Below are 21,192 nucleotides of genomic sequence, written 5' to 3' on the forward strand. Positions count from 1 at the left end.
TTCCGGGGCGCTGAATCTTGACGGCCGCCTGCGCAGCTCCCCCGAGGACCCGTTGCGTCTGGAAGCGGACGTCGAAATCGTCGATCTGCTGATCACCGAAACGGACGAGGGCACGCGTATCGGCAGCTGGGATCGGCTGGCGATGAACACTCTCGTATTCAGCGCGGCCGGGAAGAATCTCGAAATCTCCGAGGTACGCCTCGAGAAGCCCTATGGCGACATCCTGATCACGGAAGAACGTCAGGTGAATCTTGGTCGCATCAAAAAGGTGGAGAACCCCGAGGAGGCGCATCCCGGGGAGACGGTTGAGGCCGGCGGAGGCAGCGATGCCGCCGAAGGAGAAACCGGACTCCCCATCGCCGTGACGGTGGGGCGCGTGGTGATCGCCGAGGCCTCCGCCGATTTCGAGGACCGCTCCCTGCCGCTGCCCTTCAGCGCCAAGATCGCAAACCTGAACGGGGAGCTGTCGACCATCTCCACGCAGAGCGCCGAGCCCTCGAAGGTGTCATTGGAAGGCAAGGTGGACAAGGCCGGACTGGTCCGGGTAAGCGGCAGCGTCACCCCGCTGGAACCTCTGAAGAACACGGACCTGAAGGTGGTGTTCAGTAATGTCGATATGCCGAAGTTTTCGGCCTATTCCGTCCCCTTCGCAGGTCGAAAGATCGCGAACGGCCGGCTCGATCTTGATCTCGGGTACAAGCTGACCGATAAGCGACTGGTGGGCGATAACAAGATCGTTCTGCGGGAATTCGAGCTGGGGGAGAAGGTGAAGCATCCGGATGCCCGCGACCTTCCCCTCGATATCGCCGTCGCGCTGCTGAAGGACCCGAGCGGCAAAATCGATGTCGACCTCCCGGTGAGCGGGGACGTAGGCGATCCCCAATTCGAGATCGGCGGCGTGATCGTGAAAGCGCTCGGGAACATGATCGTCAAGATCGCGACTTCACCGTTTGCATTGATCGGGAAACTCGTCGGCGTGGAACCGAGCGATCTGGAGTCCGTGAACTTTCCCCCCGGCCGGGCCGACCTGACACCCCCCGAGGCGGAGACGGCCGGCAAGCTGGCCGAGGCGCTCGCCCTGCGCCCCGTGCTGGTGCTGGCGGTGGCGGGCGCCTACGCGCCCGAGGCGGACGGTGAGGCGTTGCGAAAGGCGCATCTGGACGCTGCCGTAGAGGAGCGGATCAAGGCCATGGGCGCCGGAAAGGACGACCAGGCCATGTATGCCGAGCAGCGCCGAAAGGCCCTCGAAGAGTTGTTCCTGGAGCATTCTTCAAAGGGCGACGCCCGAAGCTCACTGGCTGAACTGCGCCGGAAATACACGCGTGCGCCCGATGCCGTGAAAGGCGACGAGAAGGGAATCGCCGGCTTCGACACGGTGGCCTACACGGCCGATCTCCAACGCCGGCTCGTCGAAATGCAGCTCCTGAACGAATCGGATCTGACCGAGCTGGCTGCCGAGAGAGCCGCCAATTTGCAGGCGGCCGTCGTTGCCGGGAATGCGGGGCTGAAGGGGCGTGTGAGACTCACCGGCACCCGGGAGGTCAAGATGGAGGGTGACGTCGTCCCGATGAAAGTCGAACTCACGACGGGGGGCGGATAAGGACCATCGCCGGGGTCGAAAAGGCAGAGGGGCATGAACCGGTGCGGTTGAATGATGATCATCCGGTAAAATCATCCGGATCGACGAAGAGCCGGCGGAAGACCACGCCGGCTCTCGTGTGTTTGTCGGGTCGTCGTTTCGGGCGTTATTCCTTCGGAATGACCACGCAGCAGATGAACTCGACGCGGCGGTTCTCCTGACGTCCTTCGGCCGTGTCGTTGGTCGCCACGGGGCGGTTCTCTCCGAAGCCGCGCGGGAACAGCCGGGAGCCGTCGACCCCGAAATTTTCGACTATGTAAGCCTTGACCGCCTTGGCCCGACGCATGGAGAGTTCGATGTTATAGATCTCCTCACCGGTAGAGTCCGTGTGTCCCGCGACCAGGATCTGGGTTGTGGGATATCTCTTGACGAAGGCGGCCGCCTCGGCGAGCTGGGCATGATACTCGGGAGGGATGTCGGTCTTGTCGAAACCGAACTCGATCTGCATCGTGTATTTTAATTCACAGCCGTCCTTGTCGACCACGGCGCCTCGGAGAGTGTTCGGGCACTTGTCCCTGTCGTCGGTCACCCCGTCGCCATCGCTGTCACCGGGGGGCGGAGGAGGCGCCGGTGCGGCCATGACCGGTTTGTCGGTCAGGAAGACCTGTTTCACGAACCCCGCGAATTTGTCGGGGTCCGTCAGGTCGGCTGCGTTGACCGCCATGCCGCATTGACCGGCCTTGGCGACGCCCTCCAGGGTCTTTTTGCCTTCCGGACTGTCTCCGACCATGACCGTGTAGATGCAGAGGCTTTCCCCCATCGCGGCCTTGACTTTGGCGGCCGCCTCCGGGGAGTCTTCCATCTTCACGCCGTCGCTGACCACGACTATCGCGCTGTTGCCCGTGGCGGATTTCAGGTCCTCACCCGCCGCCTTCAGCGCCTCGTCCAGGGGGCTCTCGCCGCCGAGATACTTGATGCTGTCCAGCCCACCGGCGAGGCCTGAGCGCGTGTACATCGTCATCCCATAGGGGATTGCCGTAGGCTTGTTCGACTGTTTGGGGTCGTGCCCGAATGTACGCAGGCCGGCATTGTAGGTAATGTCCGACGGGATGCTCTGGTTCAGGCTGCTGACGAAATTCCTGGCCGTCGGGTACTCCTGCTTGCCGTGCATGTCGAGATCCATGCTCTGCGATGTGTCGAGGATTATCTGGACATTGTCGTATTTCGCCGAGTATTTCCCGGTTTCATAGGCATGCGACTTGAATTCAAGCGGTGCTTGGGGAGCGGCGCAGCTGGCAAGCAGGACAGTGCCGAAAAGCAACGACAAGGTTCCAAACCATTTTGTGTTCATTCCGGGGCTCCTTTTTGTCTGGGGCTCTTGCTTGTCGCCCGTTGGTTGCAGGCCTTTCTGATAAACACGAGTGTTATCCTCTACCTATCCATTTACCACTAATTGGAAGCATTTCATTCCCTAAACATGTTTTTTGTCGATGGGAAGTTTTTTTCGATTTCAATGGAGCGAAGCCCCCCCGGAGAGCTGCTCCCTTGCAAAGAAAGAAATTTTGCCCGAAGGCCACAGAAAAACAATGAAGCTGGAGGAGCTGCGTGTCTCCGATCCGGCGGCCGCAGCATGGCAGACGCGTCGAGATTCAGGAGTGTTTTCTATTTCATCGCCCGGGGAGTTGAATAGAAAGTGAATTGGGGTTTACTGCGTTGAGGTGACCAAGCGGTCATTAACAAACCATGCAAACAGGGATTAAGGGGATGCAAGGGATAAAGTCATAAATCACACCCTTGGGTTTGAACTATACCTTTATCCCCTTCATCCCTGTGAATAAATTTCCATGGTTGCCAGACAACTTGCAGCAACTGGAGTTAGGCGGATAACCAGAAACTGTTTATTTGGAAACCGAGGATGTGGAAACGACCGGTGAGCATTCGTGCGGCAGACAGATCAGGTTGTAAACCGCCGATCGTTTCATCGATTCCTCCAGATAGGCGATGTCCTCTTCGGTGATATCTTCGCCTTCGACAATCAGCTCCACTTCCATCTTTCCGAACTGGTCGTGAAGTTTTCCCTTGGCTTCGGGATCCGTGAGGTGCAGGAATACATACGGATTCCATGAGATGCGGACGCGAACTTCCTGACGATGCAACGAGAGTCCGTGTTTCAGGGCGCTGGCGGAAACGGCGGCGTTCAGACATCCCGTCAGGGCTGCGAGCACTATTTCCGTAGGTTCGGGACGGTCGGTTGGAGCCGTGAAGCCCAGAGCCTCCTCCACCTCCTTATGCGCACCCGTATGGTAGACGTATTCACGGGCTGCCCTGTCGATCCGCTGCCCGCCGAGCGTGTACGGCCCGGTCTTGGCCGTCGTGTGCACGACGCGGCCCTCGCTGACGCCGACCGCTTCCAGTTCGAATTGGACGTCCTCCGGATTCCCTTTTGCGAAATCGCAGAATTTTTCGAACGTTTCGATATTCAGTCCGCTTTTCAGAGAATGATCGAGCCGCTCTGATTATTCATATGTTTCCTCCTCAGGTTTTCTGCCCCCCCGATCTTTGATCTATTCCCTCCCGGCAAGTGAAACCCCGCAGCTTCCATCACAAAAAGGTTGATCACCGCTCCGCCCGCATCCGCAGAGATAAACTTTCTGACGCCTCAAAATTTTGAAGGCGATGGGTAATTCTTCCGAACCGCTATGTGATCCATCACAGAAAGGAAGTTTCTGCGATTTGCCGCAGGTGCATCGAAAATAGGTGCCCGGCTCAAGGGTCAAGCCGATGGGCATCCCCCCTTCTGGATATATCTTTGCCATATTCATCTCCTCCGATTCCGTCACTCCCGGTTTCAATACGCCGGCGGGTCGCTGGCCGGGAAGGACTCCTCCGAGCCTTCCTCCACCTCTTTTCCCCCCGGGGTGTGCTCCGGGCTGGCCTGGGCCGTGGCGGCCAAGGCTCCCGAGACGGCCTTGGGGGCCTTCCCCGAGGCGAGCTGCCGCAGGACGTACTGCAGGATGCCCCCGTGGCGGTAGTAGAGGACCTCCTGCGGGGTGTCGATGCGCACCAGGGCGGGGAACTCGACACAGCCGCCGTCCTCCCGGGTCGCCCGGACCTTCACCTTGCCCCCCTCGGGGCAGTCGCCGGAGAGGCACTTCGCCAGGCCGACGACCTCGAAGGTTTCCTCGCCAGTCAGCTCCAGGGAGTCGATGGAATCCCCCGAGCGGAACTGCAGGGGGAGGATCCCCATGCCGATGAGGTTTGAGCGGTGGATGCGCTCGTAGCTCTGGGCGATGACCGCCTTCACTCCCTGAAGGAAGGGACCCTTGGCGGCCCAGTCCCGGCTGGAGCCCGAGCCGTACTCCTTCCCCGCGAGGACGATCAGGGGGGTGCCGTCCTGCCGGTAGCGCTCGGCGGCGTCGTAGATCGGCATCGTCTCGCCGGTAGGGAGATAGCGGGTGAAGCCTCCCTCCACCTCCGGCACCAGGAAGTTGCGGATGCGCACGTTGGCGAAGGTGCCGCGCACCATCACCTCGTGGTTGCCGCGCCGGGAGCCGTAGGAGTTGAAGTCCTCCCTCCCGATCCCCTTTTCGGTCAGGTAACTGCCCGCCGGTGAATCCTTCTTGATGTTTCCGGCGGGGGAGATGTGGTCGGTGGTCACGCTGTCCCCCAGAAGGGCGAGAACCCGCGCGCCGCGGATTTCCTCCACCTCTTCGGGCGCCTCTTTCGTCATCCCCCGGAAGAAGGTCGGCTGTCGGATGTAGGTGGACTGAGGGTCCCAGGGGAAGCGCGTGCTCTCCTGTGCCTCCAGCGACTTCCACTGCTCGTCCCCTTCATAGATCGTTTCGTAGGTGCGGCGAAACATCTCCGTCTCGATTCCCTCCCGCACCGCCGCCCCGATCTCCTCCGGCTTCGGCCAGATGTCCCTCAGGTAGACGGGTTTCCCCTCCTTGTCCTCACCGAGGGGGTCGTTCTCCAGGTCGATGTCGATGCGCCCGGCCAGGGCGAAGGCGACCACCAGGGGAGGCGACATGAGGTAGTTGGCCCGTACGTCGGGGTTGATCCGTCCCTCGAAGTTGCGGTTTCCGGAGAGGACCGAGGCGACAACCAGCTCCTCCTGCCGGACGGCCTCCGAGATCTCAGGCGGAAGCGGGCCGGAGTTGCCGATGCAGGTGGTGCAGCCGTAGCCTGCCAGGTGGAACCCCAGCGCCTCCAGGGGGGCGGTGAGCCCGGCCCGGTCGAAGTAGTCCGTGACCACCCGGGAGCCTGGGGAGAGGGAGGTCTTCACCCACGGCTTGCGGGTCATCCCCCGCTCCACGGCGTTGCGGGCCAGCAGTCCTGCCGCCATCATCACCGAGGGGTTGGAGGTATTGGTGCAGCTGGTGATCGCGGAGATGACCACGGAGCCGTGGCCGATGCGGTGTTTCTCTCCGCCTATTTCGATCTCCACGGTCTTGCCGCCGGGGTCGGATTCCTCCCCGGGGTGCGGCGGAAGCAGGGAGGGGAGGGCCTCCCGGAAGGCGTCCTTAGCCCGGCCGAGGGGGATGCGGTCCTGGGGGCGTTTCGGCCCGGCGATGCTCGGCGTGACGGTAGACAGATCGAGCTCCAGGGTGTCGGAGAAGACCGGCTCTGGGGAACCCTCCGAGTGGAAGAGCCCCTGTTCCTTCATATACGTCTCCACCAGGGCGACCCGCTCTTCTGGGCGGCCGCTGAAGCGCAGATAGTCGAGGGTGGCCTTGTCGATGGGGAAGATGGCGCAGGTCGCCCCGTATTCGGGGGACATGTTCCCGATCGTCGCCCGGTCCGCGACGGAAAGGCGGCTGACTCCGGGGCCATAGAACTCCACGAACTTCCCGACCACCCCCTTGCGGCGCAGCATCTCGGTGACAGTGAGCACCAGGTCGGTGGCCGTCGCTCCCGGCGGTAATTCCCCGGAGAGGCGGAAGCCGATGACCTTGGGAGCGAGCATGGAGATGGGCTGGCCGAGCATCGCCGCCTCGGCCTCGATTCCGCCCACGCCCCATCCCAGGACCCCGAGGCCGTTGACCATAGGGGTGTGGGAGTCGGTACCCACCAGGGTGTCGGGGAAGGCCTGGGGCAGATCTCCGGACTGCTGCGGTCCGTCCCCCTCCAGCCCGAAGACGACCCGGGAGAGGTGCTCCAGATTGACCTGGTGGCAGATCCCTGCGTTGGGCGGGGCGACCTTGAAATTTGCGAAAGCCTTCTGTCCCCACTTGAGAAAGCCGTATCGCTCCCGGTTGCGCCGGTAGTCCATCTCTTGGTTGATGTCGAAGGCCTCGGGGGTGGCGAAGGCATCCACCTGGATGGAATGGTCGATCACCAGCTCCACCGGCTGCAGGGGGTTGATCGCCTCGGGGTTCCCCCCGAGCTCGGCCGTGGCGTCGCGCATGGCGGCCAGGTCGACCACCGCCGGAACACCCGTGAAGTCCTGCAGGAGGATGCGCGAGGGGAGGAAGGTGATCTCCTGTTCCGGCTCCGCCCCGGGTTTCCACCCGGCCAGAGCCCGGATGTCGTCCGCCGATACCAGGACGCCGTCCTCGTTGCGCAGCAGGTTTTCCAGCAGGATGCGCAGGGAGTAGGGGAGGCGGCTCGTATCGAACCCTTCTTTTGCCAGGGCGTCCAGGCGGAAAATTTCATACTCCCGGCCGCCGACGGAGAGAGTGGCTTTGGCACCGAAGCTGTTGTTCATGGGGGGCTCCTTTCGAGATAAATCAGCCTCCAAGTATAACAGGCCTCGGTCCTTCTGTCGCTCGCTGGCCTCGCGTTGAGACAGAATCTGGTCAGCCCCTGCGGGTGGATTTCGAAGGCACGCGAGCTGCCAGTCGGTGCATCATCTCGGCGGCCGCCGTCCATGCCAGATGATTGCCGAGCTCCTTGACGCTGGGCTGCCAGGGGATCTTGCGCAGGGAGGGGGAAACCCCAAGGAGAGGGGCCATCATCCCGTCGCAGGCGAGGAAAAAGGGTATGGCGAAGGGAATGCCTCCCCAGCGCGCGAGACGCGGCTCTTTTTTGCGGGCCGCGGCGTAGATCAGCCCCCACATGATGCCGTAGGCAAGCCCGAAGGCCTGCTTCGCCCGTTGCTCCTGCTTTTTGGAAAGCCTTTTGCCGGTGACTTTACGGGCAAAATAAGGTCCGGCAATTTCATGGGGGGAAGCTTTACGAACCTTTCTGTCGCGTTTCTTCTGCTCTTTGCTGACGAAGCGGTCAAGGAGCTGATCGCTCTGTCCCGCCACTCCTCCCGCCACCAGTCCGGCCACCACTCCGGTCATGAGCGGATGAGAGGACTGGGGGGCCGTTTTGGAATTGCTCTTGAACATATCCACCTCCAGGCGTTTGGCGCCGAAGCGGGTTGCCGATGGAAAGGGGCATTCTTGTCGGGTGCCTTCCCTTTCAACTTCAGGTTATCCGGATGCGGAGGGGAGTCAAGCCTGTGGGAGTCTGCTTGCAACTCGGGCTTCCTTTAGTACTCTAAAGAATCAAAATGAAGCTTCTGCATGGATGTGGACCGTTTCCCCGGATAGTTTTTTTCCTCTACCCTGGAGCATTGAAGCTGAACCTTTTCGATGTGCTTTTTCAGACGATTGGCGGACTGGGGATTTTCATCCTCGGCATGAACATGATGGCCGACGGCCTGAAGATGAGTGCCGGGACAAGGATAAAAAGCATCCTCTGCACCATCTCGTCGAATAGAATCGTCGGCTGCATTACGGGGACTCTGGTTACGGCGGTCGTCCAATCTTCCTCGGCGACCACGGTCATGCTGATCGGATTCGTCAGCGCGGGTCTGATAAGCCTGCAGCAGGCCGTAGGCGTGATCCTTGGCGCCAACATCGGCACGACCGTCACATCCCAGCTCATCGCCTTCAAACTGACCAGTGCGGCCTTGCCGGCCATCGGGGTCGGCGTCGCGCTGAAATTCTTTTCCAAAAACCGCAAATTGAGATATCTCGGGGAGGTGGTCCTCGGCTTCGGGTTGCTGTTTTTCGGCATGACCGTTATGAAGGCGGGTCTTTCGCCGATAAAGAGCGACCCTTCCTTCGTTTCGGTTTTCACCCACTTCGATCCGGGAACCACCGGCGGCCTGTTCCTCAGCGTTGTGACCGGTGCCGTTCTCACCATCATGGTCCAGTCCTCATCGGCCACGGTCGGATTGACCATGGCGCTGGCGACCCAGGAACTCCTGTCTTTTCCGGGAGCGATGGCCCTTGTCCTGGGAGAAAACATCGGCACCACCATTACGGCAGAGCTGGCGACGATCGGAACGCGCAACATAAATGCCCACCGGGCCGCCCGGGCCCATACCATGTTCAACGTCATCGGGGTGGGGATCATACTTTTGATATTTCCACAGTTTGTCGGTCTGGTGGAATCGATTACCGGCTGGCTCGGGTACGGCGCGGCGAATCAGGTCGTCAGCGGCGAAGCGGTGAATATCGCCCGGTATATCGCCAACGGGCACACGATGTTCAATCTAATCAATGCCATGATTTTCCTGATGTTTCTTCCCGTTCTTATCAAAGCGGCCATCTTGCTGTCGCCCCGGGAGAAGGAGACGGACGCGTTCAAAACGAATCTCAATCATATCTTCGACGATTCCCCCATTGCCGCATTGGCACAGGTCAGGAGCGAGATCGTCAAGATGGCCAGATTGGCCGACCTGACGCTGAGGAATACGGTCGAATGCATGGAAAACAGGAATTGTAAAAGACTCGGCAACTGGAAGCCTTATGAGGAACAGCTCGATCTGATGAAACAGGAAATCACCACCTACCTGACCAAGATCTATCAGGGTAATGTGACGGAGTCAGAGGCCAGGGAGGTCGCCAGCCTGATGAGGATGACCAATAATATCGAAAAAATAGGAGACTCGGTCGAAAATCTGGCCAAGCTGACGAACAGAATCATCGAAGAGGGGGTGGAGTTCAACTCTGGCGCCATAGCCGATATGAAAAGAATAGCCGAACAGGTGATCGTTTTTTTTCAGCTCGTCACCAGGCAGATCAGCAGGCGTACGGAGGAACTCATGGAGCGGGCCGAAGAGATGGAGGAATGCATCGACCGGATGCGGGAGGAGATGCGCCAGGAGCACATCGAAGGGCTGCGCAACGGAAGATGCGATATCGAGCCCGGCCTTATTTTCATCGATATGCTGGGAAATTTCGAGAAGATCGGGGATTACTGTTTCAACATCGCTGAGGCGGTAACGGGAAGGAAATAGAACCGCTGGGCGGGCGCGAATTCATCGACGACGGGGCAGCGAAAACAGAAGACCCGATTCCTTATCCCGGGTCTTCGCCTTTGCTGCAGTCCCGTTAATTATAACGGTCGATATGGGAGTCAAATCAGCTTTGGTTTACAGAGATTTTCTTCGTTATTCACTCGTGCCCCGCAGTTGGCGCAGACATATCGGGGGTTCTCGAAAATTTTTTCGATCTCGGGGTTTCTTTCCTTGTAATTCAATTGACAGGCATGAAGGGCGCAATGTTCTTCGGGATTGATGCAGTCCTTATCGGCCATGATTCCTCCTTCTGTTTATGAACATGATATCGCAGGTTGCAATTCAGTCAATAAACCAGATTCCTCATTTCCCTTATCGATCTGTCGCGAAAAGCCATTGACAAATTTCAATCCTCCGTCTCAGTTCTTCCTTCTCGGGGAATGGAGCGTTTCCGGCTGCACTGAATAAGGAGGCCGCCTCTTGGTGTCGGAGCATTGGAGGCGATATTTGTTTTTGTTTTCTGAATTTGATAAAGTTCTTCCTGGCACATCCGCCTGGTCTTCGAATAAAATATCGAACCCCCTGCGTCAGGGAAAACCTGTTAGGTATCTTTTCCGATGAACTGTCGTTCGGGATGCGGCGCCTGCTGCATCGCACCTTCGATCTCCTCCCCTATCCCAGGGATGCCGGGGGGCAAACCGGCCGGGGTGCGCTGCGTCCAGTTGACGCCGGAAAACCTCTGTCTGCTGTTCGAAACGGCTGAACGCCCCGCGGTCTGCCGGAGCCTGAGACCGGGCGCCGGGATGTGCGGCGGCAGCGCGGAGGAGGCGATGGAAAGGCTCGCGGCGATGGAGCGGGAGACGGAGCCCGGAGATTCATGACCATCTCCTCTTCCCCCGAACTCTCCATCATCATACCCGTCATCAACGAGGCGGAAACCCTTCCGGCGCTTTTCACCATGCTTGCACGGCAGGATCGGGTCGATTTCGAGATTCTGCTCGTCGACGGCGGCTCGGTGGACGGAACCCTGCCCCTGGCCGGCAAGCTTGCGGCCGAATCCCCCTTCGAATGCCGGATCGTGCGCAGCGAAAAGGGGCGCGGTCGCCAGCTCAACGCCGGGGCGAGAGCCGCGGGCACCCGGACCCTTCTCTTCCTCCATGCCGACTCCGCATTTTCCGATCCCCTGGCTCTTCGTCGCGCCCTTGATGCCCTTTCCTCGGCGATTGCCCGCCGCGGCGATGATCGGATCGCTGGTCGCTTTGCCCTGCGCTTCGACCTGCCGCCGGGACGGCGGAGATTCGGGTATTACCTTTACGAGAGCAAGGCCCGCCTCGATCGACCGGAGTGCACGCACGGGGATCAGGGAATTCTGCTCCGACGAGATTTTTTCGAGACCATCGGGCCGTTCGACGAATCCATATCCCTTCTGGAGGATACCTGTCTGGCCGAGAAGATCCGCCGAATGGGGGAATGGATTCTGCTGCCGGCCGAGATCCTGACCTCTGCCCGCCGCTTCGAAACCGAAGGTCTCTTCGAGCGGCAATTGCTCAACGCCCTGATCATGAATTTTGCCGCCATAGGCTGGGACGATTTCTTCAAGGAGACTGTCGGGATTTACCGCAGCCAGGATCATGCCCGCAAGCTTCGACTGCTCCCCTATCTGGACAAAATCAGGGAACTCCTGCGTGTCCTTCCGCGCCGGGAGCGCTGCCGTCTGTGGTACAGAACCGGCTCTTACGTGCGTCAGAACGTCTGGCAGTTCGCCTTTGCCCTCGATGCCCGGCGCAATTTCCGACGGGGCTTGCCGCCGGGAGAAGGGGGAACGGAAACCCTGGAATCCTTCGAGCGCTGGTTCCGCATCACCGATCACCCGCCGGGTCGTTTCGCTGCCGCGGTTCTGGTCTGGATCTGGTTTCATCTGACCTGGCTGTGGCGGCGCTTCCGGGAAGAGCGCCCCGCGCCGCCGCCCCATCCTCTCGCACCCGGAGAAATCGAATGAAACCTGCGACCCTGGAGTCGGGGAACGCGATTGCCATGCTGCGGACCCTGGATATACGGCTTGTCGAAATCGGCGAACACCACGCCGTCATGGAGGTCGAGGTCGGAAAGAAGCACCTCAACTACCTTGGAGGCGCCCACGGCGGCCTGATCGCCACGCTGATCGATACGGTCTGTTTCTTCCCGCGCCCCTTTATTCCCTCCGGACGGCTGGTGACCACCTCCAACCTCAACGTCAGTTTCCTCCGTCCCGCCGCCCCCGGCGACCATCTCATGGCCCGTGCCGAGGTCCTCCATCGAGGACGGCGCACCGCCAGTCTCAGCGTCCGGGTGCTCGATGGCGAGAGTCGGCTGATTGCTCATGGGACCGTGACATTGATGGTGCTCCAGGAACCCGATGCCCCATAAAATGCCGATGACATATTGCTTTCGATGCAAGATGCTGACAGGTGCGGCGGCGAGCTATTGTTGCCGATGGCAGTTGTGCTAAAGTAAAGAGAACAAGTGAACAATTCTTCAATATCGAAAAAGAGATGAGTCATGAATAAAAGCGCCTTGTATTCAGCCATGATGGCCGTTTTGTTCCTCCTCCTTACTTCCTGCACTTCATATAAGAGCCAGGAAGTCCCATTTCGGCTTCCCGCGGCTGCAGCCAACATGCAGGAGGTCGCCGGCGCCCAGATTGCCGCCCAGGGTTTTGCCGATGAAGGGGAGGCTAAAAAAGTTTTCGGCTTCAATATCCGGGACGCGGGCCTGCTTCCGGTCCAGGTGGTTGTGGACAATATGGGATCTCACGGTTTGACCCTCGTTCCGGAGCAGACCTTCCTGATCGATGCACAGGGGAACTTGTGGAATCTGCTCGATCGCCGTACCGCCTACCAGCGGGTTGAGAAGAGTTCGGAATATGCGAACATCGCCAAGGGAGCGGGAAGGGGCGGGATGTTCGGTGCCGCCGGAGGCGCGCTCATCGGCGCGGCGATCGGGATTCTGACCGGTGATAACGTCGGAACGGCCGCCGCCCAGGGGGCGGCGGTCGGAGGCGCCGGCGGTGCGGTCATCGGTGGGGCGCAGTCCGCCACCTCACCGGAAGCCGGTCGGGAGATCTCCCGGGACTTGGCCAACAAAGAGCTGGAGAACCGCACCATACATCCGGGGATGCTGGGGCGCGGATTCCTGTTCTTCCCCGGCGAGGCCCCTTCGACCAACGCCGTCCGTCTGCAACTGCGTGAGGAGGATACCGGTCAGACTCATACCGTGATTCTCTCGCTTCCATAGTGGGATCATTTTCACATATCCCACACATTCCAGTTCTCAAGGGGCGGATCATAACGATCCGCCCTCTTTCTTTCTTGACTCAGGGCGGTCTCCGTGTTAAATCAAGAAAACTTGATTTATTCGAACCGGATATCTTGATTTATGTTGGAAATCATCAAAGCCCTCGCCGATCCCAGTCGCCTGCGTCTGGTGGCGGTCCTCACGCGCGGTGAATTTACCGTGCAGGATCTGACGGCGATTCTCGGCATGGGACAGTCGCGGATATCGCGGCATCTCAAAATCCTGACCGATGCCGGAATCCTTGCCGTCCAGAGGCAGGGGACCTGGGCCTACTACCGCCTGGCGGGAGAGAATCTTTTCTTCACCGCCATCCGACCGGCACTGGAAGAGCGCCTGTCCGAACTACCAGAGCGCCCGGCCGATCTCGAAGGGATTGGGCGGGTCATGGAGGCGCGCAGAAAGCGCAGCCAGGAGTTCTTCGATCGCCACGCCCGGCAATGGGATTCCCTGGCCCGCGAGGTGCTGTCGACGGCCGACTACCTCGACCGTCTGCTCGAGTCCGTCCCCTCCTGCGCGACCATCCTCGAGGTCGGGCTGGGAACCGGGGGGCTGCTCGCAAAGCTGCGCGAGCGGGCGGAGTGGGTCATCGGAGTGGACCACTCCCCGGCCATGATCGAGGAGGCGTGGAGGCGCGTGGCCGCGGAGGGGCTGTCCGGAGTGGATCTGCGGCTCGGGGAGATGTCGCACCTCCCCCTTCCGGATGGTGAATGCGACATGGCCCTCCTCAACATGGTGCTGCACCATGCGGCGCGCCCCCTGGAGGTCCTCAACGAGTTGAACCGTGTGCTTTCCAGCCGCGGATCCCTGCTGATCGCCGATCTCGTGGCGCACCGGAGCGACTGGGTGCGGGAGAGCCTGGCCGACCAGTGGCTGGGGTTCGAGGCCGATGAACTTTCGAGCTGGCTCGCCGCCGCGGGATTTGCCGTGCAGGAGCACTCGGTGGTGGAAGAAGAAGGCGAGGCGCTGGGGGTTTTCATCCTTCGGGCACGAAAGATCGCCTGAATCCTCTGAATTTTTGCGAAGGTATCATTCATCAAACTGAAAAAAGGAAAGGAAAAGCCGGATGAACGACTTTAAAGTGAAAGATCTTTCCCTTGCCAAGCTGGGACGGAAGGAAATCGAGCTGGCCGAGGTGGAAATGCCGGGCCTGATGGCGCTGCGCGAGGAATTCGGAGCCCGTCAGCCCCTCAAGGGAGCACGGATCACCGGTTCCCTGCACATGACCATCCAGACGGCGGTGCTGATTGAAACTCTGACCACGCTTGGCGCCGAGGTCCGGTGGGCCTCCTGCAACATCTTTTCGACCCAGGACCAGGCGGCAGCCGCCGTCGCCGTCGGCAAGGACGGTACGCCGCAGGACCCCAAAGGGGTGCCGGTATTCGCCTGGAAGGGGGAGACGCTGGCCGAATACTGGTGGTGCACCGAGCAGGCTCTCACGTGGCCGGAGGGTAAACTCCCCAACATGATCCTCGACGACGGCGGCGATGCGACCATGATGGTTCTCGAGGGGGCGAAATGGCAGAAGGACGGGGTTCCTGCAGTCACCGAGGATGACCCCGAGGATTTGATCGAACTGGTCAGGTGTCTGAAGGACTCCATTTCGGCCGGGCGCAATGACTGGACAGCCATCCGCGACTCCATCAAGGGGGTCACCGAGGAGACGACCACGGGGGTGCATCGCCTCTATCAACTGCAGAGGGCGGGACAACTGCCTTTTGCGGCCATGAACGTCAACGATTCGGTAACCAAGAGCAAGTTCGACAATGTTTACGGATGTCGTCACAGCCTGGTCGACGGAATCATGCGTGCCACGGATGTCATGCTCTCCGGAAAGGTCGCGGTGGTCTGCGGATACGGCGATGTCGGCAAAGGATGCTGTCAGTCCCTGCGCGGCCAGGGAGCCCGGGTCATCGTCACGGAAATCGACCCGATCTGCGCCCTGCAGGCGTTGATGGAGGGATATGAGGTCAAGACTCTCGAGGATGTGGTCGAGGAAGGAGACATCTTCATCACCACCACCGGGAACAAGGACGTCATCCGGGTGGAACATATGACCAGGATGAAGCACCATGCCATCGTCGGCAATATCGGGCACTTCGACAATGAAATCGAAATAGCCGCACTCGCAAAGGTGGCGGGGATCAGGAAGATCAACATCAAGAACCCCCAGGAGCACGGCAACCAGGTCGATCAGTGGATCTTTCCCGACGGCCACGCCATCATCGTTCTGGCCGAAGGACGCCTGCTCAATCTCGGCTGCGCCACCGGTCACCCATCTTTCGTCATGTCGAACAGTTTCAGCAATCAGGTCATCGCCCAGATTGAGCTGTTCAACAACTCCGGAGAATATGACAAGGCCGTCTATGTCCTGCCCAAGCACCTTGACGAGAAGGTGGCCCGCCTCCATCTCGACAAACTAGGAGCGAAGCTGACCGTGTTGCGCCAGGATCAGGCCGAGTACCTGGGAGTGCCGGTCGAGGGCCCCTTCAAGTCGGATCATTACCGCTATTGAGATGGCGTCGCAAAAATTCCGCCCTACGGCGTTACGGCGTTTTTTCAGGACCTCGACATGCCTGATGTATGCCTTCGCCCCTGAAAAACCACCAGGCCTTGCAGGACGAAGTTTTTGCTTAGCCATCCAGCCGCCCCTCCTTTCCGGGAGGGGTTTTTTTATGGACTGCCCTCAGGGAATGGAGAGATCCCAGGTGGAGGACGTTTTCCCGTCCGGATTAATGATCTTCAGGGAAACGGGTTTCGGCTGGGTGCTGTAGGGATAACGGTTGTAAATGAGGGTGCCGCAATCGACGAATCGGACGTTGTCGGACTGGCTGGGGCTCGGCAGTTTGTTGGGATCGCTGGTGGCGCTCTGGCTTCTGATGACCCGCTGCTCAGGTGGCCGGTCTGAAACTCCCACGGGATATTCGTTAATAAGAAGTGTCGAGTTGAAGAAAAAATTTTTGCCCTCGATCACCAGCTGGTAGTAATTGACGAATTCCTCCCCCGTATAGACGTTATTGATTTCGGGGATGTCATTCACATAGAGCGAATGGGGGATCGATCTGCCTCCGTTCGGGTTGGCCACCTGGATGCCGTAGACTCCCGAGGATAGATGGGGAGGGGTAAATGAAATGGTCTCCGAACCCGATTGTGAGGAGACGATCGTTTTTCCATCCAGAAGGAGGGTCGCGCCGGGCTGAAAGTGGCGTCCCTGCACAGTCACCTCCTTGTCGCCCAAGGGGACGCAGGAATCGATGTTGGCTGGACTCAACGAGTCGATCCAGGGATCCGCGGCGGTAATCCCGAGGACGAAGGTCTGAGGCGAGGTCTCCCCCTCATCCTGCACCTGGAGCGAATATTCACCTTCCTCCAGCGCCGGTACGGTGAAGATCAGACTTCTCTCCGACAATCCTGCCGGTTCGATGACCTGATTCCCCAGAACCACCTGTGTTCCCCGGGTGAATGGACCGCCGGAAACCCTAACGGACTCGCCGGGAGAAACACGACTCGGAGAAACCGAGGTTATTTCCAGGGCCGGGAGAGTGGTGGGGAGAGTCAGGATGACGAGGATGACCAGGTCCTTAAGGGCCCGGATGAGACGCTGTTTTCTCATGTCGACTCCTGTCGGTTTCATGCCATCATTTAAACAGAAGGAGTGAAGAAAACAACAGGCGCGAATTACTCTCTGGCGGAGAGGAGCAGCCAGACGCCCAGAAGGCCGAACAGAAGGTTGGCGGACCAGGCCGCCACAAGGGGGGGAAGAACGTCGGAGTAGCCGAAGGCCAGGAGGATCGCATGCAGGATGTGGTAGGCGATGCCGATGCCGACGCTGATGGCGACTCCCACGGAGAGGTTGGCGCCGCGTCCCTTCTTCAGGGCGAAGGGTATCCCTATGAATGCCATGATCAGACAGGCGAAAGGGGAGGCCAGACGGGCATGCATATCCACCCGGTGACGGGTGGCATCATACCCTTCGGCCTGCAGTTTGAGGGAGAGGCTCTGCAGTTCACGAAAGCCCATTTCATCGTTGCTCTGTTCCGGCGCCCGGAAGTCGGTGGGGGTCTTCTCCATTTCGATGGGTTTTTCCTGCATCCGCTCGATGTCGGAAAGCTCGGCTGATTCGGGATCGAAGCGACGCACGACAGGATTTTTAAGAAACCACTTTCCCTCGGAAAAGGTCGCTCGGGGAGCATCAGTCCGTTCAAAAAGTGAGAATGCCTCGCCCATCTGAAAAATGGTGATTCCCTGAAGGGCCTGCTGCTCAGGAAGAGCAAGGCTGATATTCAGAATTTTATCCCCTTCACGGAGCCACAGGTGGTCTCTTTTGAGGGCAAGGGGCGGTTTGCCTTTGACCTCGACTTCATAGATATGGTTGGATTTTGTCGCACACAGCGGGATGAGATACTCGTTGGCTGTCAGAACGCTCGCCGATGCCATCAATGAGACCAGCAGCAGAGGCATGGTGACGCGCCAGAGACTGATGCCGCCGCTTCGCATGGCCGTGAGTTCGTTGGTGCGGGAGAGGCCCCCCAGGGTCATGAAGACTCCCATGAGCACCGCCAGAGGAATGACCTGGGAGACGATCAGGGGAATTTTTATGATGAAATACTGAAGGTACTGGGAAGCCCGGGCCTGGTGCTCCATGAAATTGTCGACCTTTTCAAAAAAGTCGACCAGAAGATAAATTCCCGTGAAGGCGGACAGGGAAATGAAGAAAATCCGGGCGAAGGCGGTCGTGATATAGCGGTTGAGGATATTCACGACGGCGATTCCTTTCGTCCAAGCCGGCGTTTCATGCGCAAGGGGATTTCAAGGAGACGATCCAGCCATGCCAGACGTCTTTCCAGGGCCGCGAGGTGCAGCAGGTAGGCTCCGCCGGCCATGAAGAGAAAGGTGGGAAGCCAGAGCGTGGGCACGGGAGAAAGGCCGCCCTCGATCGCCAGGGTCTCAGCCAGTGAGAGCAGGAGGTAGTAAATGAGAAAGATGACCAGGGCCAGGGTAAAGCCCCCTCCGCGTCCCGAACGATGGGACTGGATGCCGAGGGGGACGCCGATCAGGGCGAAGACCAGGGGCGCCAGGGGCAGGATGAAACGCTTGTGAAGCTCGACGGTATAGCTTTTGCGTTCAGCGGGCGAAGAGGCTTTCTGCCGTGCCTCCAGAATCTGCGCATTGGTAAGTTCGCTGTCCTTGATGCGCCGGTTTCCCGCCGATGGCAGTTGCTGACCCATATTAAGATTGATGTCGTAGGTGTCAAAAGCAATGATTTGATACGTGCTCTGACCTTCACCCGTTGGCTGTCGATGAATCGTACCGTTTTCGAGGCGCATTGTAAGGGTCTGTATATCGCGTTGCGAAATTACCCTTCCGCGTTGAGCAAGGATGACCGAAGGAGTGCTTCCGACCCGCTCATCGGAGATGAACACCCCTTCCATGACTCCGCGTCTTTCATCCAGTTCATTGGCGTAGAGGACCAGCCCGTCGAACTCTTCATTGAAAACCCGGGGCTGTATGCCGACGCTGGCCCTATTCATGGCAATCTGAAAAACCTGATTGCGAAACGCCGAATTCCCCGCGGGTTCGAGGAAAAGGGTGAGCACCCCGGTGGCCGCGCAGACGAGCAGAGCAAGTGCGATCACCGGCTTCATCATTCCATAGAGGCTGACGCCCGAGGATTTCAGGGCAACGATTTCACTGTCCGTGGAGAGGCGGCCGAATCCGAGCAGAATTCCCAACAGAAGGGCAAGCGGAAGGGTTATGACCAGGAAGGCGGGTAGGAGATAGGCAAAGAGTTTCGCCGTTTCGGAAAAGGGGACACCCTTGTTGATGACCATTTCCACCAGCTTCAGGATGCGTCCCATCAAAAGAACAAAGGTGAAAATCAGCAGCCCAAGCCCTGTCGGGACGGCGATTTCCTTTATAAAATAGCGATGGATCCGAGTAGTTGACATGACCGCACATACTAATATAGTTGCCGAAGCTTGTAAACCATGATTCAAGATGGGGGCGCCGGATTAGAACTTTTTCCCCTTGCCAAGGGCCAGACCCCATGATATATACACTCGTTGTACAAAAACGCACGCTCCCGGACCTGTTCGGAAGGTGCCCCGTGTCGCGGGGTTTCGGGCGGGGAGGAAGGGGGCGGAGGAATTCAACCTGGAAAGAGGAGTAAGAGAACATGGCACAGATCACCATGAAGCAGCTTCTTGAGGCCGGTGTCCATTTCGGGCATCAGACCAAGCGCTGGAACCCCAAGATGAAGCCCTATATTTTCGGGGCGCGCAACGGCATCTACATTATCGACCTGCAGAAGACCGTTCGCTATTTCAAATCGGCGTACAGCTTCATCAAGGAAACCGTTGAGAAGGGCGACAAGGTTCTTTTCGTCGGAACCAAGAAGCAGGCCCAGGACTCCATTACTGAAGAAGCGGCCCGCGCGGGTCAGTTCTATGTCAACAGCCGGTGGCTGGGGGGAATGCTCACCAACTTCAGCACCATCAAAGGAAGCATCGATCGTCTGAAAAAGATCGAAGCCATGGCCGAAGACGGCACGTACCAGTTGATCACCAAAAAAGAAGCTCTTCAACTGGATCGCGAAAAAGCCAAGCTTGAGAAGAGTCTTGGCGGCATCAAATCGATGAACAAACTTCCCGGCGCCATCTTCATTATTGATCCCAAAAAGGAAACCATTGCCGTCAAGGAAGCCCGCAAACTCGGCATTCCCGTCGTGGCGGTTGTCGATACCAACTGTGATCCTGACGACATCGACTATATTATTCCCGGCAATGACGACGCAATCCGTGCCATTCGTCTCTTCGCCGCCCGTATGGCCGATGCGTGCCTTGAGGGCGTAGAGTCTCGGGAAGCCGCCCTGCGTTCTGAATCGGAAGGCGGCGAAACCGCTGCCGCCGAGGAAGCCGCGGAGGTTCCGGCCGAACCCGTTGCCGAAAAACCCGTCGCTGAAGCTTAATCGGCTGTTTTCCCGAAGAAGGAAAAGGCGGTCGGGTTACTGACCGCCTTTTTTCCGGTTTCGACGATGGCCGAGGAATTTGACTGATACCAAATTGTAAACGGAGATAGGAATCCTGAGGGAATCGTATCCCAGCCAGTATCCATAGGAGGTATTCGTGGCGAACATTACCGCAAAGATGGTTGCCGATCTTCGCGCCCAGACGGGTGCGGGAATGATGGATTGTAAAAAGGCCCTGGCCGAGACCGGGGGAAACCTGGAAGAGGCCGTTGATTATCTGCGCAAGAAAGGTCTTTCCGCCGCTGCCAAGAAGTCCGGCCGCGTGGCCGCGGAAGGAATGATCGCCGCCGCTGGAGAAGGAAATCGCGGCGTGATCGTTGAAGTCAATGCCGAGACCGATTTCGTGGCCAAAAATGACAAATTCCAGCAGTTCGCCGCCGGTGTGGCCCAGGCCATTCTCGATTCCGACGCCGCTGACGTGGAAGCCCTCAAAGAGGCGCCCTTTCCCGGGACCGGTCGCAACGTGGCCGAGGAACTGACCCACCAGATCGCCACGATCGGTGAAAATATGAACATCCGCCGCTTTGCCCGGTTTGAAATACCCTCCGGCGTGGTGGCCAGCTATATCCATGCCGGAGGAAAGATCGGTGTCCTGGTCGAGTTCGAAACCTCCAAGGCCGACGATGAGCGGGTTTCCTCGCTTGCCCGTCAGCTGGCCATGCATGTGGCAGCCGCCAATCCCCAATATCTCCAGCGGGAGGAGGTTCCCGCCGAGGTGGTGGATCGGGAGAAGGACATCATGCGGGTCAAGGCCAGGGAAAGCGGCAAGCCCGACAACATCATCGACAAGATCATCGACGGGCAGGTCAATAAGTTCTTCGGTGAGATCTGCCTTCTGGAGCAGGCCTTCGTGATCGACCCCGACCAGCGCGTCGGCAAGGTCGTGGATGCCCTGGGCAAAGAAGTGGCCGGGGAAGTCAAGCTGACCCGCTATGCCCGTTTCCAGCTTGGCGAGGGGCTGGAAAAGAAGGAAGACGATTTCGCCGCGGAAGTTGCGAGCCTCACCAAATAATTCGGGAT

The 21,192-nt window shown here is 59.1% G+C and carries 19 protein-coding genes; 10 read left to right on the plus strand and 9 right to left on the minus strand.

The genetic code is table 11. The features are described 5' to 3' along the window. A partial coding sequence (locus tag DTF_RS22770) for a DUF748 domain-containing protein (protein ID WP_193352694.1) occupies positions 1 to 1,600 on the plus strand: 1,600 nt, incomplete at its 5' end. Between the two features lie 145 nt (positions 1,601 to 1,745). Here the strand turns inward: DTF_RS22770 and DTF_RS0108925 are convergent. The 5 genes from DTF_RS0108925 to DTF_RS0108945 all read right to left on the minus strand — a co-directional run bounded on the left by DTF_RS0108925 (position 1,746) and on the right by DTF_RS0108945 (position 7,914). Further along, complete coding sequence (locus DTF_RS0108925; RefSeq protein WP_027715042.1) at positions 1,746 to 2,930, minus strand: OmpA family protein; 1,185 nt, start codon at positions 2,928 to 2,930, stop codon at positions 1,746 to 1,748. Between the two features lie 547 nt (positions 2,931 to 3,477). Then, positions 3,478 to 3,960: an OsmC family protein gene (locus DTF_RS26050; protein ID WP_162148622.1), complete on the minus strand. Its 483-nt coding sequence runs from the start codon at positions 3,958 to 3,960 to the stop codon at positions 3,478 to 3,480. 183 nt (positions 3,961 to 4,143) lie between these two features. Beyond that, complete coding sequence (locus tag DTF_RS27745) at positions 4,144 to 4,401, minus strand: CDGSH iron-sulfur domain-containing protein (protein WP_155890767.1); 258 nt, start codon at positions 4,399 to 4,401, stop codon at positions 4,144 to 4,146. A gap of 26 nt (positions 4,402 to 4,427) precedes the next feature. Then, on the minus strand, positions 4,428 to 7,286 hold the full coding sequence (gene acnA / locus DTF_RS0108940; RefSeq protein WP_027715045.1) for an aconitate hydratase AcnA: 2,859 nt from the start codon (positions 7,284 to 7,286) through the stop codon (positions 4,428 to 4,430). Between the two features lie 91 nt (positions 7,287 to 7,377). Beyond that, on the minus strand, positions 7,378 to 7,914 hold the full coding sequence (locus tag DTF_RS0108945; RefSeq protein ID WP_027715046.1) for a DUF1440 domain-containing protein: 537 nt from the start codon (positions 7,912 to 7,914) through the stop codon (positions 7,378 to 7,380). A 164-nt stretch (positions 7,915 to 8,078) separates the two neighbouring features. On the opposite strand from DTF_RS0108945, the gene DTF_RS0108950 reads away from it, so the two are divergent. Further along, entirely contained in the window at positions 8,079 to 9,815 is a 1,737-nt protein-coding gene (locus DTF_RS0108950) for a Na/Pi cotransporter family protein (protein ID WP_081702879.1), read from the plus strand. Positions 9,816 to 9,934: 119 nt separating this feature from the next. On the opposite strand, the gene DTF_RS22775 is transcribed toward DTF_RS0108950, so the two are convergent. Then, the gene (locus DTF_RS22775; protein ID WP_035056389.1) at positions 9,935 to 10,114 is read right to left on the minus strand and encodes a hypothetical protein; all 180 of its coding nucleotides are present in this window, start codon (positions 10,112 to 10,114) and stop codon (positions 9,935 to 9,937) included. Between the two features lie 318 nt (positions 10,115 to 10,432). Between DTF_RS22775 and DTF_RS26495 the strand changes: the two genes are divergently transcribed. The 6 genes from DTF_RS26495 (at position 10,433) to ahcY (ending at position 15,660) form a co-directional block, all read left to right on the plus strand. Continuing rightward, the gene (locus tag DTF_RS26495) at positions 10,433 to 10,696 is read left to right on the plus strand and encodes a YkgJ family cysteine cluster protein (protein ID WP_027715048.1); all 264 of its coding nucleotides are present in this window, start codon (positions 10,433 to 10,435) and stop codon (positions 10,694 to 10,696) included. Beyond that, positions 10,693 to 11,814: a TIGR04283 family arsenosugar biosynthesis glycosyltransferase gene (locus DTF_RS22780; RefSeq protein ID WP_051361186.1), complete on the plus strand. Its 1,122-nt coding sequence runs from the start codon at positions 10,693 to 10,695 to the stop codon at positions 11,812 to 11,814. The genes DTF_RS26495 and DTF_RS22780 overlap by 4 nt, the downstream gene beginning before the upstream one ends. Then, on the plus strand, positions 11,811 to 12,221 hold the full coding sequence (locus DTF_RS0108970; RefSeq protein WP_027715049.1) for a PaaI family thioesterase: 411 nt from the start codon (positions 11,811 to 11,813) through the stop codon (positions 12,219 to 12,221). Before DTF_RS22780 ends, DTF_RS0108970 begins: the two co-directional genes overlap by 4 nt. Before the next feature lie 132 nt (positions 12,222 to 12,353). Beyond that, a complete protein-coding gene (locus DTF_RS0108975; protein ID WP_027715050.1) occupies positions 12,354 to 13,088 on the plus strand; it encodes a hypothetical protein in 735 nt (244 codons plus the stop codon). 141 nt (positions 13,089 to 13,229) lie between these two features. Then, a complete protein-coding gene (locus tag DTF_RS0108980) occupies positions 13,230 to 14,150 on the plus strand; it encodes a metalloregulator ArsR/SmtB family transcription factor (protein WP_027715051.1) in 921 nt (306 codons plus the stop codon). A gap of 61 nt (positions 14,151 to 14,211) precedes the next feature. Further along, a complete protein-coding gene (gene ahcY, locus DTF_RS0108985; protein ID WP_027715052.1) occupies positions 14,212 to 15,660 on the plus strand; it encodes an adenosylhomocysteinase in 1,449 nt (482 codons plus the stop codon). A 171-nt stretch (positions 15,661 to 15,831) separates the two neighbouring features. Here ahcY and DTF_RS0108990 read toward each other — a convergent pair whose 3' ends face one another. From DTF_RS0108990 to lptF, 3 genes are all read right to left on the minus strand, one after another. Further along, positions 15,832 to 16,758 carry an IPT/TIG domain-containing protein gene (locus tag DTF_RS0108990; protein WP_027715053.1) on the minus strand — a complete coding sequence of 309 codons (927 nt, stop codon included), beginning with the start codon at positions 16,756 to 16,758 and terminating at the stop codon, positions 15,832 to 15,834. A 65-nt stretch (positions 16,759 to 16,823) separates the two neighbouring features. Further along, positions 16,824 to 17,906, minus strand: a complete 1,083-nt coding sequence (gene lptG, locus DTF_RS0108995; RefSeq protein ID WP_027715054.1) for an LPS export ABC transporter permease LptG — start codon at positions 17,904 to 17,906, stop codon at positions 16,824 to 16,826. Continuing rightward, positions 17,903 to 19,093: an LPS export ABC transporter permease LptF gene (gene lptF, locus DTF_RS0109000; RefSeq protein WP_027715055.1), complete on the minus strand. Its 1,191-nt coding sequence runs from the start codon at positions 19,091 to 19,093 to the stop codon at positions 17,903 to 17,905. The genes lptG and lptF overlap by 4 nt, the downstream gene beginning before the upstream one ends. A 227-nt stretch (positions 19,094 to 19,320) precedes the next feature. Here lptF and rpsB point away from each other — a divergent pair, with 227 nt between their 5' ends. Both rpsB and tsf read left to right on the plus strand, forming a co-directional pair. Further along, positions 19,321 to 20,112 carry a 30S ribosomal protein S2 gene (rpsB, locus tag DTF_RS0109005; protein ID WP_027715056.1) on the plus strand — a complete coding sequence of 264 codons (792 nt, stop codon included), beginning with the start codon at positions 19,321 to 19,323 and terminating at the stop codon, positions 20,110 to 20,112. A gap of 157 nt (positions 20,113 to 20,269) precedes the next feature. After that, positions 20,270 to 21,184, plus strand: a complete 915-nt coding sequence (tsf, locus tag DTF_RS0109010; protein WP_027715057.1) for a translation elongation factor Ts — start codon at positions 20,270 to 20,272, stop codon at positions 21,182 to 21,184. Positions 21,185 to 21,192 lie beyond the last annotated feature (8 nt).

The sequence above is a fragment of the Desulfuromonas sp. TF genome (assembly GCF_000472285.1).
Lineage (GTDB): Bacteria > Desulfobacterota > Desulfuromonadia > Desulfuromonadales > ATBO01 > ATBO01.

Bases quoted from the DNA above. Each gene is read 5' to 3' on its own strand.
- DTF_RS0108925 (WP_027715042.1), bottom strand. From the start codon at position 2,930: ATGAACACAAAATGGTTTGGAACCTTGTCGTTGCTTTTCGGCACTGTC.
- DTF_RS27745 (WP_155890767.1), bottom strand. From the start codon at position 4,401: ATGAATATGGCAAAGATATATCCAGAAGGGGGGATGCCCATCGGCTTG.
- acnA (WP_027715045.1), bottom strand. From the start codon at position 7,286: ATGAACAACAGCTTCGGTGCCAAAGCCACTCTCTCCGTCGGCGGCCGG.
- DTF_RS0108945 (WP_027715046.1), bottom strand. From the start codon at position 7,914: ATGTTCAAGAGCAATTCCAAAACGGCCCCCCAGTCCTCTCATCCGCTC.
- DTF_RS0108950 (WP_081702879.1), top strand. From the start codon at position 8,079: ATGAAGCTTCTGCATGGATGTGGACCGTTTCCCCGGATAGTTTTTTTC.
- DTF_RS22775 (WP_035056389.1), bottom strand. From the start codon at position 10,114: ATGGCCGATAAGGACTGCATCAATCCCGAAGAACATTGCGCCCTTCAT.
- DTF_RS26495 (WP_027715048.1), top strand. From the start codon at position 10,433: ATGAACTGTCGTTCGGGATGCGGCGCCTGCTGCATCGCACCTTCGATC.
- DTF_RS22780 (WP_051361186.1), top strand. From the start codon at position 10,693: ATGACCATCTCCTCTTCCCCCGAACTCTCCATCATCATACCCGTCATC.
- DTF_RS0108970 (WP_027715049.1), top strand. From the start codon at position 11,811: ATGAAACCTGCGACCCTGGAGTCGGGGAACGCGATTGCCATGCTGCGG.
- DTF_RS0108975 (WP_027715050.1), top strand. From the start codon at position 12,354: ATGAATAAAAGCGCCTTGTATTCAGCCATGATGGCCGTTTTGTTCCTC.
- DTF_RS0108980 (WP_027715051.1), top strand. From the start codon at position 13,230: ATGTTGGAAATCATCAAAGCCCTCGCCGATCCCAGTCGCCTGCGTCTG.
- ahcY (WP_027715052.1), top strand. From the start codon at position 14,212: ATGAACGACTTTAAAGTGAAAGATCTTTCCCTTGCCAAGCTGGGACGG.
- DTF_RS0108990 (WP_027715053.1), bottom strand. From the start codon at position 16,758: ATGAGAAAACAGCGTCTCATCCGGGCCCTTAAGGACCTGGTCATCCTC.
- lptF (WP_027715055.1), bottom strand. From the start codon at position 19,093: ATGTCAACTACTCGGATCCATCGCTATTTTATAAAGGAAATCGCCGTC.
- rpsB (WP_027715056.1), top strand. From the start codon at position 19,321: ATGGCACAGATCACCATGAAGCAGCTTCTTGAGGCCGGTGTCCATTTC.